Raw genomic sequence first — 14,865 nt, forward strand, 5'->3', positions numbered from 1 at the left:
GACATGAGCAAGGCGAACGGGACGGGTGTCACGAAGCTCTTCGAGGACGCGCACGCGGAGGGCATCCTCAGCCCCGCGGGGTTGCAGACGCTCACGGTGGTGGACCTGGGGGCGCAGATCCAAGCGGGCCTGGGCATCCACGTGGACGACGTGCAGGCGAGCGAGGTGGTGCTGGTGACGGTGATGCCGGATGACTCCGGGAGCATCTCGCACGCGGGGCACACGAAGACGGTGTGCGACGGGCACAACCTGGTGCTGGATGCACTGCTGGCGAGCCAGCAGAAGGACGGCGTGCTGTTCCACACGCGCTACCTGAACGGACACGTGCTCAATCCGTTCCGGCCCCTGGAGGACGTGGTGCGGATGCACTCCAAGAACTACTCGGCGGACCAGGGGACGCCGCTGTACGACCAGGCGGTGGTGCTGCTTGGAACGGTGCTGGCGAAGGCGCAGGAGTTCAGCGGCAACGGGGTGCCGGTGCGCACGGTGACGCTGCTCATCACGGACGGCGCTGACGCGGGCTCGCAGAAGGCGCGGGCGAAGGACGTGGCGGCGCTGGTGAAGGACCTGCACCGGGTGGAGAACCACATCGTCGCGGCGATGGGCATCGACGATGGGGTGACGGACTTCCGGCGCGTGTTCCAGGAGATGGGCATCTCGGACCGGTGGATTCTCACGCCTGGGCAGAGTGCCCAGGAGATCCGCGCCGCGTTCCAGGTGTTCAGCCAGTCCGCCGTGCGCGTCAGCCAGGGTGCGGCCAGCTTCAGCCGCACGGCGCTGGGTGGCTTCGGAGCCTAGCGGGCGCGGAAGGCCAGGCGTCATGCCCGGAGGAAGTCTCCGAGCAGCTCGCGGACCTCCGCTGGCCGCTCCTCGGTCACCCAGTGGCCGGTGTCCCGGAGGATGTGGGGCTCGACCTGGGTTGCCACTGCACGCGCCTGCGCGACGAGCGGTTCGCCCATGGACTTGTCACCGCCAATGACCATCACGGGCATGGGGAGCTTGTTCCGGGCCAGCTCCCGGAAGGCCTTCTTGTCCTGGTCCAACGCCTGGAAGTAGCCCCACGTCGAGTGGAGCCGGCCCGGGGCCGCGTAGGCCTCCGTGTACGCCTGCCGTTCCGCTTCGCCGACGGCCTGGGGATTGGCGGCGAAGTCGGTCCAGAAATGGTCGAAGTAGATGCGCTCACGCCCCTGCACCAGCTTCTCCGCGGTGGGGCCGTTGAAGGTGAAGTGCCACACGGCCAGGCTGCTCATGACCTGGTCGGACCAGGGCTCGATGCCCGGCAGGAACGCGTCCAGGAGGGCCAGGCGTTCGACCTCGTCGGGGAACAGGGCGGCGTAGGCGTAGGCGACCATCAGGCCGATGTCGTGGCCCACGACGGAGACCTTGTCGAAGCCGAGCTTCTTCACCAGCGCGCGCATGTCGCGGGCCATGGTCTCCTTGTCATAGCCCTTCGCGGGGGCGGCGGAAGCACCCGCGCCTCTCAGGTCCGGGATGAGCACGGTGTGCTGCTTCGCGAGTTCGGGGGCCAGACGCCACCACATGAGGTGCGTCTGCGTGTAGCCGTGCAGCAGCACGACGGGGCTGCCCTTGCCGCCGATGACGAAGTGGATCCGCGTGCCGTTGACGTCCTCGTCGCCTTCGCGGAAGCCTTCCGGGAAGAAGGGACGGACGGTGCTCGGCTGCTGGCGTGTCATGGGCGCCTCCTCGCGAGAGCGGGTTCACGCCTCAGGGTGTGCATGCCCCGCGTGCGTGAGGCGCCAGGTCGAGCGGGGAGCCCGGCGCTCGGGTCCCCGGAGCCCTCAGGCGTCCTGGGGTGGCTGCAGGCGGGACTGGATGAACTCCAGGTACTTCGCGTCGTCGCCTTCGAAGAGCTCCTCGCCTCCGCCCATGAAGGCGCGGGCGAGCTCGTCGGCCGCGCGGGCTTCGTCTCCCAGCTCCAGGGCGCACTGGCCGAGCCGCAGGTGGATGAAGGGATTGCCGAGCCCTCCCGGCGAGTGGACGGCATCCCGGAAGTGCTCGCGGCAGTCCTCGAAGCGTTCGAGCTGGAAGTACATGTCGCCGATGGCGGCGCGCACCCAGGTGTTCTGCTGATGGTCGCGGGTGGGCTCGGGAATCAGGGCGAGGGCGGCCTTGAAGTGCTTCAGGGCCTGCTCGAAGTCGTCCTCTCCCGCCGCGGTGTCTCCCTGGGCGCAGAGGTCGGTGATGCGCTGGTGGGTTTCATCGGGGATCGACGTCATCGTTGCTCCGAGGACCGGGGAGACATTCGCGGTCCTCGGAGCAGTCTACTTAGAAGCAGGCGAGTTCGTCTTCGTAACGGGAGTAGGGCGCGCCCTGCCACTGGCCGGAGATCCAGGCGCTGCCCTCACCGCAGTAGCACCGCCAACGGCCCACTTCGTTGGTGAAGCCTGGGTCGCTGTAGAACACGCGGCTGTACTCCTCGGTGCCGCTGCAGGGAGGCAGTTCGTCCTTGCGCGTGGCGAGGTCCGGCTGCTGTGCCTCCGCGGTGGGGTCCATCCCGCCACAGCCCGCCAGCATCAGGCCCACCGTCAGTACCGCGCCGCTCATGATGGATTGGATGCGCATTGTCACTCCCTGCCTTGTCGGCATTTGAGGAATAACGAGCCTAGCAGGGTGATGACACGTCGTGGATGGGAGACGCCACTTGGGCACGAAACCGTGGGGACGGGCTGGCTGCTGGCTGATGCTGCTGGTGTTCTGGGCGGGCTGCGCCAGTGGACCCACGGTGCGGCTGCGCACGGAACGGGAGACCCGGACATACGCCCCGGCCACGTGGGACCGCCGTGTGCCGGTCAGCGCTCGGGAGTTCGAGGAGGCGCTGACGCGGCTGGTGCTGGAGGCGCCACTGGCGGTGCGGGCACCGAGGGTGGTGCTCGCGGTCGCGAAGAAGGGGGCGCAGCTGGACCTGGGGTTCGGGTTCATGCTGCGGGACGGGTATGGGCGGTGGTGCCGGGCGCATGTGGCTCCGGGGGATTGTCTGTCGTTGCTGGAGGACGGCGCGGGCTTCGGTGAGTTGGACCGGCTGACGCTCGCGGTGGGCATGTCGCTGGACCCCTTGCGCGCGAGCATTGGCGCGGCGCTGCAGGACACGCTGAACCCGGAGTTCTTCGTGTCCGTGGTGTCGGGCGCGATTGCGTCCTGGGTGGTGTTGGCGGCGGCGCCAGAGCCCGTGTTCACCAAGGCCGCGGCGGTGATTGCGGCCGTGTTCCTGGCGTACGTGGGCGTGCAGTCGTTCCTCACGGTGGTGCGGGCGTGCGGTGCGCTGAAGGAGGCGACAGACCGGGCGCGGACGTTTCAGGAGTTGGAGGAGGCGGCGGAGGTCTTCGCGCAGGCACTGGGACCGGAGGTGGCGCGAATCTTCGTGCTCGCGGTGACGATGCTGGTGAGTCACGGCGTGACGGTGGGGCTGTCGTCCGCGCTCTCGTTGATGCCACGTTTCCCGGACGCGGTGAGCGCGGGCTCGGCGCAGGTGGGCTTCAACCCGGCGCGCGTGTTGGACGTGAGCGCGGTGGCGGTGGTGGACGGCGTGGTGGAGGTGACGCTCGCGTCCACGGCGGTGGCGATGGCCGCGGTGGGCCCGCCTCCTCCGAGTAGCAGCGGAGGGATGCCACCAGCAGGAGGCCCGGGCAAGTGGGTGCAGGTGAAGGAGTCGATGTCCAATCGCGCCCGCGACTATCAGGCCCAGGTGACTGGGGCGCCGAAGGGCTCCGCGTATCGGGTCAAGAAGGGGAACGAGGAGGTCGACTTCGACGGCTTCGAGCCGGAGGAGCCTGTTCTGCTGGACGCCAAGGGCCCTGGCTACGAGAAGTTCTATGGTACCGACCTGAAGGCAAAAGAGTTCTTCAAGAAAGAGGATGCCCTGGTTGATCAGGCTCAGCGGCAGTTGAGGGTAGCTGGAGGACTGCGCGTTCGCTGGGTGGTCGCTGAGGAGAAATTCGCAGATGCATTGCGTGCTCTATTCAAGCGCCGAAACATCGGAGTGGAAGTACGCTCCCTTGCGCCAAACCAATGGGCCGCACCGACTGAATGACTGACAACTACTACGTAGGGGCTTACTGGCTGGGGCGAACCGAGGATGCGGAGTCCTGCGCCACTCGAGCGTCAAACCTGTTCGGTGAACTGGGCCGCATTGAGCCTGAATGGCAGTCGTGGCATGAGTCCGGACGTTCGTTCAAGGAAGCCAGTGCACGCACGTTCTCGACCGACCGAGCGAACTTCCTGAAGCTGTTCGCTCGGAAGAAGAACCGGCTAGGTGATGCCTTTCGCTATTGGTTATGGGCAGGAACTCATCCGGATGAGACAAGCCTGGTCGATGGTTACTGTGGTTCTGCGGATGATGTGCCAACTTCGATCTGCCTGGTCAGTCCGCCTCGCAATGGCGAGGTGGCCGGACGCGTACTGACCGCACCCATCTTGCGTGAAGTGATCCGGGCCGTGGTGCACTGTTGGGAGCCGGCGTGGAGCGTCGTTGCATCCGAGCAGTACCGGGACCAGGTGTCGCCTTCCTCGGGGGACGCGGGCACCTTCGTGGGCTGGATGACCTACTTCTCCCAGCAATGGGGAGAGGTTCCCCCGCTTCCCGCTCCGGTGCGCGTTGAGCCCGTGGAGGACCTGGGCACCCTGGTCATCCTCACGGAGGAACGCTTCACGGTGACGAACCCGGAACACGTCCGGCTGGCCACGGAGGTGCACCAGGTGCTCGATGCAGCCGGTCTACTGCGCGCCTTGTGATGACTCCGCCAGGAACACCTCCGCGGCCCCGGACTGACCCCGTTCCCGCGCTTCCATCCGGTGGAACGCCGTGAGCGTCCGCGCCAGGCCGTCCACTCCGCCGAACTGGAAGCCCAGCTGCGTGCCGTAGCGGACGCAGCCCTCCACCTTCTTCGGCAGGTGCTCCGTGATGTCCACGGCCAGGGGATGCAGGCCCTGGGGCACGGCGGCGTCAGGGTGGGCCTTCGGTTGGCGCACGGCGTAGGGCGTGTCCCGGTAGTAGAGGATCCGGGTCGTCGGGATGCCCAGCCCCTTCACGGCGCGCACCACGTGCACGTGGTCCACGTGGCTCCCCAGCGCCTGGGGCACGAAGACCCGGTCCGGCTTCAGGTCCCACAACAGCGGCTTCAAACACTTCGCCACCTTCGCTTCGATGACGTCGTCCGCTCGCGGTGGCTGGAACAGCGCTTCCGGGCTCGCGTAGCCCCGGTGCGGCGCTTCCTCCAGGTCTCCCCAGCGCACCTGGTCCACGCCCATGCAGGCCGCGAAGGCGCGGTCCTCTTTCCTCCGCAGGGCCATGTAGTCCACGTCCGGCCCCAGCCCCTTCGATGTCTGACATTGCAGCGCGAAGCCCTTCGGCCCAGGCACCGACTTCGTGAAGACGGTGACGAGCACCACCGTCCACCCCTTTGCCTTCAACGCCGCCAACGTGCCTCCACAGGAGAAGGCTACGTCGTCCAGGTGCGGCGACACGAACAGGGCCGTGCTCATAGGAGGTGCGGCTCCGCCCGGAAGCGGCACGTGTGGTCCGCTCGCTCCTCCGTCATCGCCGGGTCGTAGAGGTGCGTCCACCGCGTGTCTGGCCGCGTGCCTGTCAGGTTCCTGTAGACGCCTTGAATCCTCCGCCCCACCGCACGCCACGAGTACAACTCCCGCGCCTCGCGCAGCGCCGTCGCCGCCAGCCGCTTGCGCAGCGGCGCGTCGTCCATCATCCGGCCCATCGCCTCCGCCAGCGCGGCGCTGTCCTTCGGAGGCACCAGCAGCGCGTCCCGCCCGTCCTCCAGGCAGTCCACCACCCCCACCGCTCGCGTCGACACGATGGGCAGCCCGGAGGCCATCGCCTCCAGCAGCGTGTTGGAGAACCCCTCTGAATACGTGGGCGACACGAACAGGTCCGCGCTCCGGTACAGGTCCGGCGCCTTCGCGTAGAGGGATGCCCCCGTGAGCTCCACCACGCCGTGGAGCCCCTCGGTCTCCACCTTCGCTCGCACCGCCTCCAGGTCCGGTCCAATCCCAGACACCCGCAGCTTGAACCTCCGCCCGTCCGCCACCAGCCGCTGCACGGCATCCAGCAGCTCCATCACCCCTTTCCGAGCGTCCACCCGGCCGTGGTACAGCCACACCGGCACGTCCCGCGTTTCTCCCACCGCCGACTCACTCCTCGGATGGAAGCGCAGCGTGTCCGTGGCGCCGGGGACGATGGTGAACCGCTCCAGCGGTGTCCCGTGGTTCCCGCTCACCTCTTGCGCGAAGGACCTGCTCCCAATCAGCAGCGCCCCCGCGTGGCCCAGCACCGCGAGCATCGCCTGCTTGTGCGTCCCGCAGCAGGTCCCCACCCAGTGCCCATCTCCACCCTGGATGGAGACGACGTTGGGCAATCCCAACAGCCTCGCCGCTTGCAGCGCCGCCAGGCCGCACGGATAGCCGTACTGCGCATGGATGAGGTCGAACGGGCGGCGCCGGTGCTCGCGCACCACCGTGTTCACCATCACCTCCAGGTCATGCTCGAAGCTCGCCGGCTGGCCCTGGTTGATGCGCTGCTCGCCCACCGACTCGCAGCCCAGCACGTGCGCGCCTGGGATTCCCGGTGGCGGCCCGCCCCCGTACACCGCCATGCCCGCCGCGTCGCTGCGGTACTGGCTCACCATCGTCACGTCGTGCCCGCACGCCACCAGCTCCCGCACCAGGTTCAGCGCATAGACGCTCATCCCCGAGATGGCCGGGAAGAAACGCCGGGAGATGAAACAGATTCGCAGTCCGTTCACGGTGTTCATGCCGCCACCTCCGCGCCCGTCGGCAGGCGCTTCCTCAACCATTCCAGCGCCCAGGGCACCAGCTCGTGCGCCCGGTGCGCGTCCCGTGACAGCTCCACGCACACCAGCCGGTCGTAGCCCGCGCGCGTCAGCTCGCGCAGCACCGACGGCACGTCCACGTCCCCTTCGCCAAAGGGCAGGTGCTCATGCACGCCGCGCCTCATGTCCTCCAGCGCCACCGTGCCCAGCACCTGCGCGAACTCGCGCACCGCTTCCGCGGGCGTCCGCTCCTGCGTCACCAGCAGGTGCCCAGCGTCCAATGCCAGACGCACGCCGGGCACCCGCGTCTCCAACTGGCGCCAATCGTCCACCGTCTCCACCAGCATCCCCGGCTCCGGCTCCACTGCCAGCACCACGCCGCGCGCCGCCGCGTACTCCGCCAGCCGTGCCACGCCGTCCACCAGCCACGGCCACGCGGCCTTCTCCGTCACTCCTGGACGTGGCACTCCCGCCCAGAAGGACACCGCTTCCCCCCGGCACGTCCCGCACACATCCACCGCGCGCTTCAGGAACTCCAGCCGTCGCGCGCGTCCTTGCGCGTCCGGAGTGATGAGCGTGGGCTCGTGCTTCCTCCGAGGGTCCAGCAGGAAGCGCGCCCCCGTCTCCACCACCAGCCCCAGGCCCAGCCGCTCCAGCCTCGTGGCGAGCTGTTCCGTGCGCCGCTCGAAGTCAGGCGCGAACGGGTCGAAGTGGTGGTGGTCCAGCGTCAGTGCCACGCCGTCGTAGCCACTGTCCGCGATGAGGCCCAGTGCGTCCTCGAAGCGGTGGTTCGACACGCCGTTGGTGTTGTACGCGAAGCGCAGGGCCATGGCTCACTGCCCCCCGAAGCGGCGGCTCGCGAGCACCGCAGGCACCGCGTGGCGGTCCGGTTCCCGGTAGAGCGCGTACAGCCGTCCCACGCGCGCCTCCGCCAGCCGCACGTTGAACCAGACGGGGCCTCCCAGCCGTGACTCGGCCTCCGGCGTCAGTCGCACCGGCTGCGCGCCCGGCGGCGGTGCTCCCAGGCCCACCAGTGGGTCCCTGCGCTCCAGGAGCCGCGCCACGTTGCGCTCGCCCAGGCGGTTGTACGTCATCGTCTCCACCTCCAGGCCCGGCACCAGCGCCTTCACCACGTGCACCTGCCGGCCCGGCGGCGACAGGTCCGCGACCAGGATGTCGAAGCCCTCCGCGTGCAGCTGCCTCACCACGTGGTCGCACCGGAGCGAGGGGTCCTCCACGGTGGGCGAACGGGGCAGGTCCTCGAAGCGCACCTTCTGGCGGACCATCAGCGTGCACGCCGTCAGCTCTCGCAGCGCCGAGGCTGGCAGCCGCGCCCACTCCACCATCGCGTTCAGCGCGCGCGGCTCCTCCGCGTCCAGGTCCACCCGCGGCACGAAGCGGTCCATGTATTCCGGCGGCGCCACCCGGGCCACGTGGTTCAGCGGCCCGTGCATGAACGCCTTGCGCGCGCGCGAACAGGCGTACTCCAGCAGCGCCTTGCGCAGCGCCCGGTCCCGGTCCGGGTCGGCCGCCTCTCCGCACGCCGTCACCATCAGCGGCTGGTCCCCCACGGACAGGTCGCGGCCCACCACGTACAGGTTCACCAGGCCGAAGTCCGTGCTGGCCAGCTTCGCCATCACCTCCACGCCCGCGCGGCGGTAGAGCTCCAACAGCTCGCGCACGTCCGGCGCCAGGTCCGTGCCCTCCAGGTCCAGCACCACGCCCTGGTCCATGGCGCGGTACATCAGCCCGTTGCCGTCGCGCTGGATGAGCTCCAGCAGGCCGTGCGCCAGCGCCTGGGGCCGCGTCAGCCCCGCGCCCTGCCCGTTGGTGATGGGCGTGATGAGCGGTGTTCTCCCCTGCAATTGCCCGGGATGGATGGCGACGTACTCCTCCGGCACCAGCACCCGCTCCCCCGTGGACAGCCGCTGCATCTCCACCCAGACGAGCGGCAGGTCCGGTTGATACGGACTGCCCGCGGGCAGCCCCAGCGTGAGCGGATCCGCCACCGCCGTGGGACCTCGCGCGCGCACCAGTGCCGCGTAGCTGCCGTGCACGCGCGGCATTCGGTGCATCGCGAGCTCACAGAAGGTCTCCTCCACCAACTCGCCCAGCGCGCCCACCCGCGCCTCTTCGTCCGTGTGGCCGTAGCCGTTGCCGTGCAGCACCGCGCCCAGCCCGCCTCCCAGTGCCAGGCTGGCGGAGGCCACCGGAATTCCCAGCCGGTCGATGGGGTCGATGCGGAACATCTGCAGGGCGCCGGTGGACACGGCGTGGTGATACGCATCCAGGGCTCGGGCAATGCTCATGACAGTTCCTCCAGCGGCAGGGGACGGGTGTGCGGCATGCCCGAGAGCAGCCGGTCGAACAGCGCCAGCGCGTGCTCGCGGGTGACGCCTCGCGCGAACTCGAACGGGGTGAAGACGTTCTCGAACGGGAGCTGCTTGAGCACCGCGCGGTAGCGGCGCAGCTCGCCGTGGCTCAGCGGAATCGCGTAGTGGAAGCCCTTGTGGCACGACAGGCCCGTGGGTCTGCCTCGCGCGTCCAGGTCCATCTTCAGCGCGTCGCCGCAGAACAGCGAACGGGTGCGCGCGTCGTACAGCACCGTCTGGCCCTCGTAGTGGCCGCCCACGCAATGCAACGTCAGGCCCGGCGCCAGCTCATGCTCGTCATCCACCGGCCAGCGCACCTGGAAGGCCTTGCTGTATCGCACCGCGTCCCGGTGCAGCACGAGCAGCGGGTCGAAGTGCTCCTGCAACTGCCACAGCGCACCGAAGCCGTGCGGGTGCGACGCGGACAGCACCTGGAGGCCGCCCATCACCTCGATGAACTCCAGCGCGGGCCGCGAGTACCAGGGCGCGCCCTCGAAGCCGACGTTGCCCTCGGGCCTGCGCAACAGCCATCCCGTGGAGCCCAGGCCAAAGGGCGGCGTGCAGGTGAAGCCCCAGATGCCGGGCAGCGCCTCCTCCCAGCGCGTGGTGAGCTGCTCCGACACCTGGCCCGCCGTCTGGAAGTCCCAGCCGTCGCGCGGCAGCGCGTTGCGCACGTCCAGGCAGGTGGGACAGCCCGTGGGCCGCTCGCTCGGGAAGCCTGGCTGCCACGTGCCGCAGTGGGTGCAGGCGTAGCGGGTCAGTGGCATGGCGGAAACGCCTTTCCGGACTGCGTCGCCTGCGTCAGCAGCCCCACGAGCCGCACGTCGCGCTCCGGCGCGAACGGCTGTGGACGGCCCTCCAGCACGCACGTGGAGAAGACCTCCACCTGGTGGAGGAAGGGGCTCCGGTCCTCTTCCGGCGAGAGGGGGACCCACGTCTCCTCTCCCGTCTTCGCGTCGATGAGCGACAGGGAGCCGCCGGGTGTCTGGCCCATCGTCTTGTACGCCAGCGCTCGCGCGCGGGTGCCGATGAGCTCCAGCGTGCGCCGGGGGTACGCGTCCGGGCAGTTGTAGGCCACCTGCAACAGGCCCAGCGCGCCACTCTTGAACTGGCCCATCAGCACCGCGCCGTCGTCCACGGCGTAGCAGTGCACGCGCCGCTGCGTCATGGCGGTGAGCGACTCCCACTCGTCGCCCAGCACCACCTCCAGCAGGTCCAGGCCGTGCGGTGCCAGGTCGATCATCGCGCCGCCGCCGGCCTGCTCCGGGTCGATGCGCCAGTTGTCCGGCGTCCAGTCCTCGGGCAGCCAGCAGGCGTAGTGGATGCGCGCCTGGGTGACGGTGCCCAGCACGCCCTCCTTCACCAGCATGCGCAGCTTGCGGTGCGCCGCGTGGTGGCGCTGGTCGAACGCGGTGGCGTAGTGCACGCCCGCGCGCTGGCACGCGGACACCATGCGCAGGCCGTCGCGCGGCGTGACGGCCATGGGCTTCTCGCACAGCACGTGCTTGCCCGCGGCGGCGCACGCCTCCGTCATCGCCGCGTGCAGGTGGTTGGGCGTGGCGATGTAGACGGCCTGCACGTCCTTGTCCGCGAGCACCGACCCCAGCTCGGTGTAGCGATTCACGTCGTCCGCCGGGATGCGCATCAGCGCCTCCGCGTTCGCGTCGCACAGGGCCACCAGCCGCGCGTTGCTCGCTCCCTGGAGCGCCGGAATGACGTAGTCCCGTGCCACCCAGCCACAGCCCACCACCGCCCAGCCCAGCCTCCGGGGCCTCGGCTTCGCCTCGAACATGGTCACCGCCTGTTGGGAAGGTTCAGGAACCGCCGCTGGCTCATGGCCACACCGCCGCGTCGCGCAGGACGCCGTTGCCGAACGTCTGGAGCGGGCCGGGGTGGATCAGCTCCAGGTCCTCCATCGCGTGGCGCAGGGTGAAGCCCGCCGCTCGAGCGTGGGCCTCCAGCTCCAGCACCCGGTCCAGCGCGTCCGCGGCGTTGAAAGCGCGCGCCTCCGCCGAGTCCACGTTGCCGGTGAGCGACAGCGCCTGCCGCACGACACCGGCCAGCCGCTCCGGCAGCGAGGACAGGGCCTTCTCCGTGAGGCGCTTCATGACGGGCTCCAGCAGGTCCCCCAGCAGCGCCTCTCCGCAGTAGCCTGCGTCCGGCAGCACCGCGTTGAAGAGGTGGTGCGAAAGCCCCGCCACGAAGGGCAGGGCAGGGGATGCGCTGAAGCAGGGCGCGACGAGCACCGCGCCCACCGCCACCGCGTAGCAGTGGTCCGCGTGGCCCTCCTGCGGTGAGACGAGGATGCGCGGCCGGCCGGGGAACGTGGCCCCGGCGCGGGGTTGGCGCACCAGCCGGTCCACGAACAGGGGCGGCGGCACGTGACACGCCTCCTCCGGTGTCTGGGAGAGCGCCACGGACAGCCGCTCCCGCAGGCCGGGGGCCAGCGGCCCGGCCACCGCCTCCAGGCCCCGGTGCAGCACCCGCGTCGCGTCCAGCGGGGACAGCCCCGCCCGCTGGAGGACGTCCATGTCCAGGCCGCCCAGCCGCACCGCCGCCAACGCGCGCGCCGTCTCCTGCAGCGCCACGATGCGAGGGTCCATGCCGGAGGCCAGCGCGGCCCAGGCCCGGCGGAAACCGTGCGCCGCCAGACCGTCCGGATGGTCCGGGGTGCGGATGCGCTTGAGGTCCATCAGCTCCGACAGGAGCGGGCGGAGCTCCGCCAAACGGCCAGGGGACGCCGTGTCACGCGCGGGTGCGTTCATGGCTCAACCCCTGATGCGTTCCGGAGGGCGCTCCACCTGCTGCCCGCGGCCCTTGCCCAGCCACGCCATCAAGCGGCGCTGCTGCTCCGCCATGGCGTGCTCCACGGGTTCGCCGTCTTGCGACATGGGGGCCTTGAAGAAACAGCCCAGCGCGTCGATGACGCCGCACTCGCCCCGGCGCTTCGCCAGGTCCAACGTGCGCGCCAGCTCCACGACGAGCGGCGCGGCGAGGATGGAGTCCTTGCAGAGGAAGTTCAGCTTCAGCTGCATGGGCTGCCCCAGGAAGCCCGTCACGTCGATGTTGTCCCAGGCCTCCTTGTTGTCCCCTCGAGGGCGGTAGTACTGGATTTGGACGACGTGGTCCTGGACCTTGTAGCCAAGGATGCTGTCCAGCGCGGCGCCCTTGGTGTCGAGCTTGTTCTGCTTCGACGCCGGGTCGTTGAGCGCTTCGCCGTCGCGGTTGCCCAGGATGTTGGTGGAGTACCAGCCGTCCACGTGCAGCGCGCGGTCGCGCAGCGCGGGCGCGAGCACCGTCTTGAGCAGCGTCTGCCCCGTCTTGCCGTCCTTGCCCGCTACGGGCGCGCCGGTGCGCTTCGCCAGGAGCAGCAGCGCGGGCACGTCCGCGGCGACGCTGGGCGTGAAGTTGGCGAACGGGATGCCGTCCACGATGGCCGCGTACGCGTAGAGCATCGCGGGGCCGATGTCCGGGTCGTTCGCGTCCAGGGCCTCCTCGAAGGCCTCCGGCGTGGCGAACTCCGGACGGGTGAGGTCCACGGCCTTCTCCGTGGAGGCCAGGTTCACCACCACCACGCGCTCCAGCTGCTCACGCTGCTTGAAGCGGGCCAGGTCGTCGCGGATGGCCCGCACCTGTTCGCGCAGGGTGCGCGCCTTCTTCTCGGCGGTGCCGACGACGTTCTTGCAGAACTTCGCGTTGGAGGCCGCGGGCCACGGCCGCATGCGGCCCAGCGTGGGCGCCACCGCCTCCAGCTGCGCCTCCGTCAGCACCGCGTGGTTGCGCGCCGCGTGCGCCAGGTCGTCCTCGAACAGGTCCCAGCCGCCAAAGGTCAGCTCGCCGTACTCCACCAGCCCCAGGCCCTTCGCATCCGCCAGCGGCAGGCCCCGCGTGTCCACCCGTCCCCGGCGCAGGAGCTCCATGCCCGCCACCGCCGTGGTCGCCACCGCTCCGCCCATTCCCACCACCGCCACGCCCAACCGCTCGTTGCCCGCCATGTGTGATGCCCCTCCCCGACCGTTGTGCCCCGTGCTCTCGCGGCGACACTTCGGCGGCGCCCCGGGGTGACAGGAGCCCCGTGGATGGAGGCGCTTGGGGCGCCCGCTCGCTGCGAGAGTTTCGGGAAGGTCCGCACCTGCCCGAGGGCTTTCAACTCAGCCCCTGGGCCGTGGCCACTGTCGGCTGATGGAGGACGGTCTCAGACGTGCCGCAGCTTCCACCCGCCGCGCCGGAAGAGGGCGGCGCTCGCCAGTCCGAGCGCTCCGTACGTGACTGCGATGGCGATGAACGCGCCCGAGGGCCCCAGGCCCAAAGGATGGGAGAGGATCCACGCGAGCGGCAGCTGGAGGCCCCAGGAGAAGAGGGCGTTCACCACGGTGGGGGTGGTGGTGTCGCCCGCGCCGTTGAAGGCGTGGGGCAGCACGGTGACGAAGGCGTAGAGGGCCAGGCTGCAGCTGACGATGCGCAGGCAGCGCACGGCGTGCAGGCCCACCTCCGGCTCGGAGGTGAAGCGGTGGATGAGGGGCTCCGCGAAGAGGAGGAAGCCCACCGCCACCACGCCCAGGAACGCGAGCGTGTAGAAGCTGGCGCGCCACGCGGCCCGCTCCGCGCGGTCGGTGTCGCCCGCGCCCAGGCTCTGGCCCACCAGCGTGCCCGCCGCGTGAGACAGGCCCCACGACGGCTGCTGCGCGAAGAGCAGGACGCGCATGGCCAGCGTGTAGCCCGCGAGCGCGGTGCTGCCGAAGGTGGCCACGATGCGCATCAGTACCAGCCAGCTGGACATGCCCAACAGCGACTGGAGCGTGGCGCCTCCCGACAGCTTGAGCAGCGCGCGCAGCGTGGACATTTCCACGCGCAGGTGGCGGCGGCGCAATTCCAGACGTCCGCTGCCCTTGAGCAGGCGGTACACCTGATACAGCACGCCGGTGGAGCGGCCCACGGTGGTGGCCAGCGCGGCGCCGGTGACACCCAGCGCGGGCACGGGGCCCAGGCCGAAGATGAACAGCGGCGCGAGCACGATGTTCACGGAGTTGGCCAGCCACAGCGCGCGCATGGACGTGGCCGCGTCCCCCGCGCCGCGCAGGATGGCGCTGATGAGGAACAGCAGCATGATGATGGGGAAGCTGCCCAGCATCAGCCGCGTGTAGCCCGCGCCGTGCTCCACCACGCCGGGCGCGGCGCCCAGGGCCATGAGCAGCGGACGCGCGAAGAAGCTGCCCGCGAACGCCAACGGCACGGCCAGCGCGAGCCCCAGGCCCAGGGCCTGCACCGCGGTGCTCGCGGCGCGCTCCGGATCCTTCTGCCCGATGCGGCGCGCGATGAGCGCGGTGGCGCCGATGGACAGGCCCAGCGGCAGGGTCTGGAGGAGCGTGAGCATGGACTCGGTGAGGCCCACGGTGGCGATGGCGTCCGCGCCCAGGTGTGACACGAAGAGCACGTCCACCAGGGCGAAGACGGACTCCATCACCATCTCCAGCACCATGGGCACGGACAGCAGCAGGAAGGCGCGATCCACGGGCCCGGTGGCCAGGTCCTCGGTGGAGCCCTTCACGGCCAGCCACAGGGAGGCAAGGAGGCCCCTGGCTCCAGTGGTGGAGGGGGCGGCGTCCGGGGCGAGGGTTTCAGGCGGGGGTTGCGTCATGGATTGCGCGTTGCAACGGGATGCCTTCTGGCTTTCATCCCTCGCGGTTCCCCGC

Annotated in this window: 15 protein-coding genes; 3 read left to right on the forward strand and 12 right to left on the reverse strand. The window is 70.0% G+C overall.

The features are described 5' to 3' along the window. Positions 1–3: 3 nt before the first annotated feature. Positions 4–798 (forward strand): hypothetical protein, encoded by a 795-nt coding sequence (locus D7X99_RS06645; RefSeq protein WP_121776994.1) that lies wholly within the window; start codon positions 4–6, stop codon positions 796–798. A 20-nt stretch (positions 799–818) separates the two neighbouring features. Here D7X99_RS06645 and D7X99_RS06650 read toward each other — a convergent pair whose 3' ends face one another. The 3 genes from D7X99_RS06650 to D7X99_RS06660 form a co-directional block, all read right to left on the reverse strand. After that, a complete protein-coding gene (locus tag D7X99_RS06650) occupies positions 819–1,694 on the reverse strand; it encodes an alpha/beta fold hydrolase (RefSeq protein WP_121776995.1) in 876 nt (291 codons plus the stop codon). Positions 1,695–1,799: 105 nt separating this feature from the next. Continuing rightward, positions 1,800–2,237 carry a lipopolysaccharide assembly protein LapB gene (locus D7X99_RS06655; RefSeq protein WP_121776996.1) on the reverse strand — a complete coding sequence of 146 codons (438 nt, stop codon included), beginning with the start codon at positions 2,235–2,237 and terminating at the stop codon, positions 1,800–1,802. Between the two features lie 49 nt (positions 2,238–2,286). After that, positions 2,287–2,583 (reverse strand): hypothetical protein, encoded by a 297-nt coding sequence (locus D7X99_RS06660; protein ID WP_121776997.1) that lies wholly within the window; start codon positions 2,581–2,583, stop codon positions 2,287–2,289. A gap of 79 nt (positions 2,584–2,662) precedes the next feature. On the opposite strand from D7X99_RS06660, the gene D7X99_RS06665 reads away from it, so the two are divergent. Both D7X99_RS06665 and D7X99_RS06670 read left to right on the forward strand, forming a co-directional pair. Then, complete coding sequence (locus D7X99_RS06665; protein ID WP_233613150.1) at positions 2,663–4,048, forward strand: Tox-REase-5 domain-containing protein; 1,386 nt, start codon at positions 2,663–2,665, stop codon at positions 4,046–4,048. Further along, positions 4,045–4,749 carry an immunity 52 family protein gene (locus D7X99_RS06670; RefSeq protein WP_121776999.1) on the forward strand — a complete coding sequence of 235 codons (705 nt, stop codon included), beginning with the start codon at positions 4,045–4,047 and terminating at the stop codon, positions 4,747–4,749. The genes D7X99_RS06665 and D7X99_RS06670 overlap by 4 nt, the downstream gene beginning before the upstream one ends. On the opposite strand, the gene D7X99_RS06675 is transcribed toward D7X99_RS06670, so the two are convergent. The 9 genes from D7X99_RS06675 to D7X99_RS06715 form a co-directional block, all read right to left on the reverse strand. Beyond that, positions 4,732–5,499: a PIG-L deacetylase family protein gene (locus D7X99_RS06675; RefSeq protein WP_121777000.1), complete on the reverse strand. Its 768-nt coding sequence runs from the start codon at positions 5,497–5,499 to the stop codon at positions 4,732–4,734. The two genes, D7X99_RS06670 and D7X99_RS06675, sit on opposite strands and share 18 nt — an antisense overlap. Then, a complete protein-coding gene (locus D7X99_RS06680; RefSeq protein ID WP_121777001.1) occupies positions 5,496–6,782 on the reverse strand; it encodes a glycosyltransferase family 4 protein in 1,287 nt (428 codons plus the stop codon). Before D7X99_RS06680 ends, D7X99_RS06675 begins: the two co-directional genes overlap by 4 nt. Continuing rightward, a complete protein-coding gene (locus D7X99_RS06685; protein WP_121752719.1) occupies positions 6,779–7,630 on the reverse strand; it encodes a sugar phosphate isomerase/epimerase in 852 nt (283 codons plus the stop codon). The genes D7X99_RS06680 and D7X99_RS06685 overlap by 4 nt, the downstream gene beginning before the upstream one ends. 3 nt (positions 7,631–7,633) lie before the next feature. Next, on the reverse strand, positions 7,634–9,109 hold the full coding sequence (locus tag D7X99_RS06690; protein WP_121777002.1) for a YcaO-like family protein: 1,476 nt from the start codon (positions 9,107–9,109) through the stop codon (positions 7,634–7,636). Beyond that, on the reverse strand, positions 9,106–9,939 hold the full coding sequence (locus D7X99_RS06695; protein ID WP_121777003.1) for a hypothetical protein: 834 nt from the start codon (positions 9,937–9,939) through the stop codon (positions 9,106–9,108). The genes D7X99_RS06690 and D7X99_RS06695 overlap by 4 nt, the downstream gene beginning before the upstream one ends. Then, entirely contained in the window at positions 9,930–10,964 is a 1,035-nt protein-coding gene (locus tag D7X99_RS06700; protein ID WP_121777043.1) for a Gfo/Idh/MocA family protein, read from the reverse strand. The genes D7X99_RS06695 and D7X99_RS06700 overlap by 10 nt, the downstream gene beginning before the upstream one ends. A gap of 40 nt (positions 10,965–11,004) precedes the next feature. After that, a complete protein-coding gene (locus tag D7X99_RS06705) occupies positions 11,005–11,937 on the reverse strand; it encodes a hypothetical protein (RefSeq protein WP_147476040.1) in 933 nt (310 codons plus the stop codon). 3 nt (positions 11,938–11,940) lie between these two features. Beyond that, positions 11,941–13,167 carry an inositol-3-phosphate synthase gene (locus tag D7X99_RS06710; RefSeq protein WP_121777005.1) on the reverse strand — a complete coding sequence of 409 codons (1,227 nt, stop codon included), beginning with the start codon at positions 13,165–13,167 and terminating at the stop codon, positions 11,941–11,943. Positions 13,168–13,367: 200 nt separating this feature from the next. Next, positions 13,368–14,810 carry an MATE family efflux transporter gene (locus D7X99_RS06715; RefSeq protein WP_121777006.1) on the reverse strand — a complete coding sequence of 481 codons (1,443 nt, stop codon included), beginning with the start codon at positions 14,808–14,810 and terminating at the stop codon, positions 13,368–13,370. Positions 14,811–14,865: the final 55 nt, after the last annotated feature.

The organism is Corallococcus sp. AB032C (genome assembly GCF_003668935.1).
Taxonomy (GTDB): Bacteria; Myxococcota; Myxococcia; order Myxococcales; family Myxococcaceae; genus Corallococcus; species Corallococcus exiguus.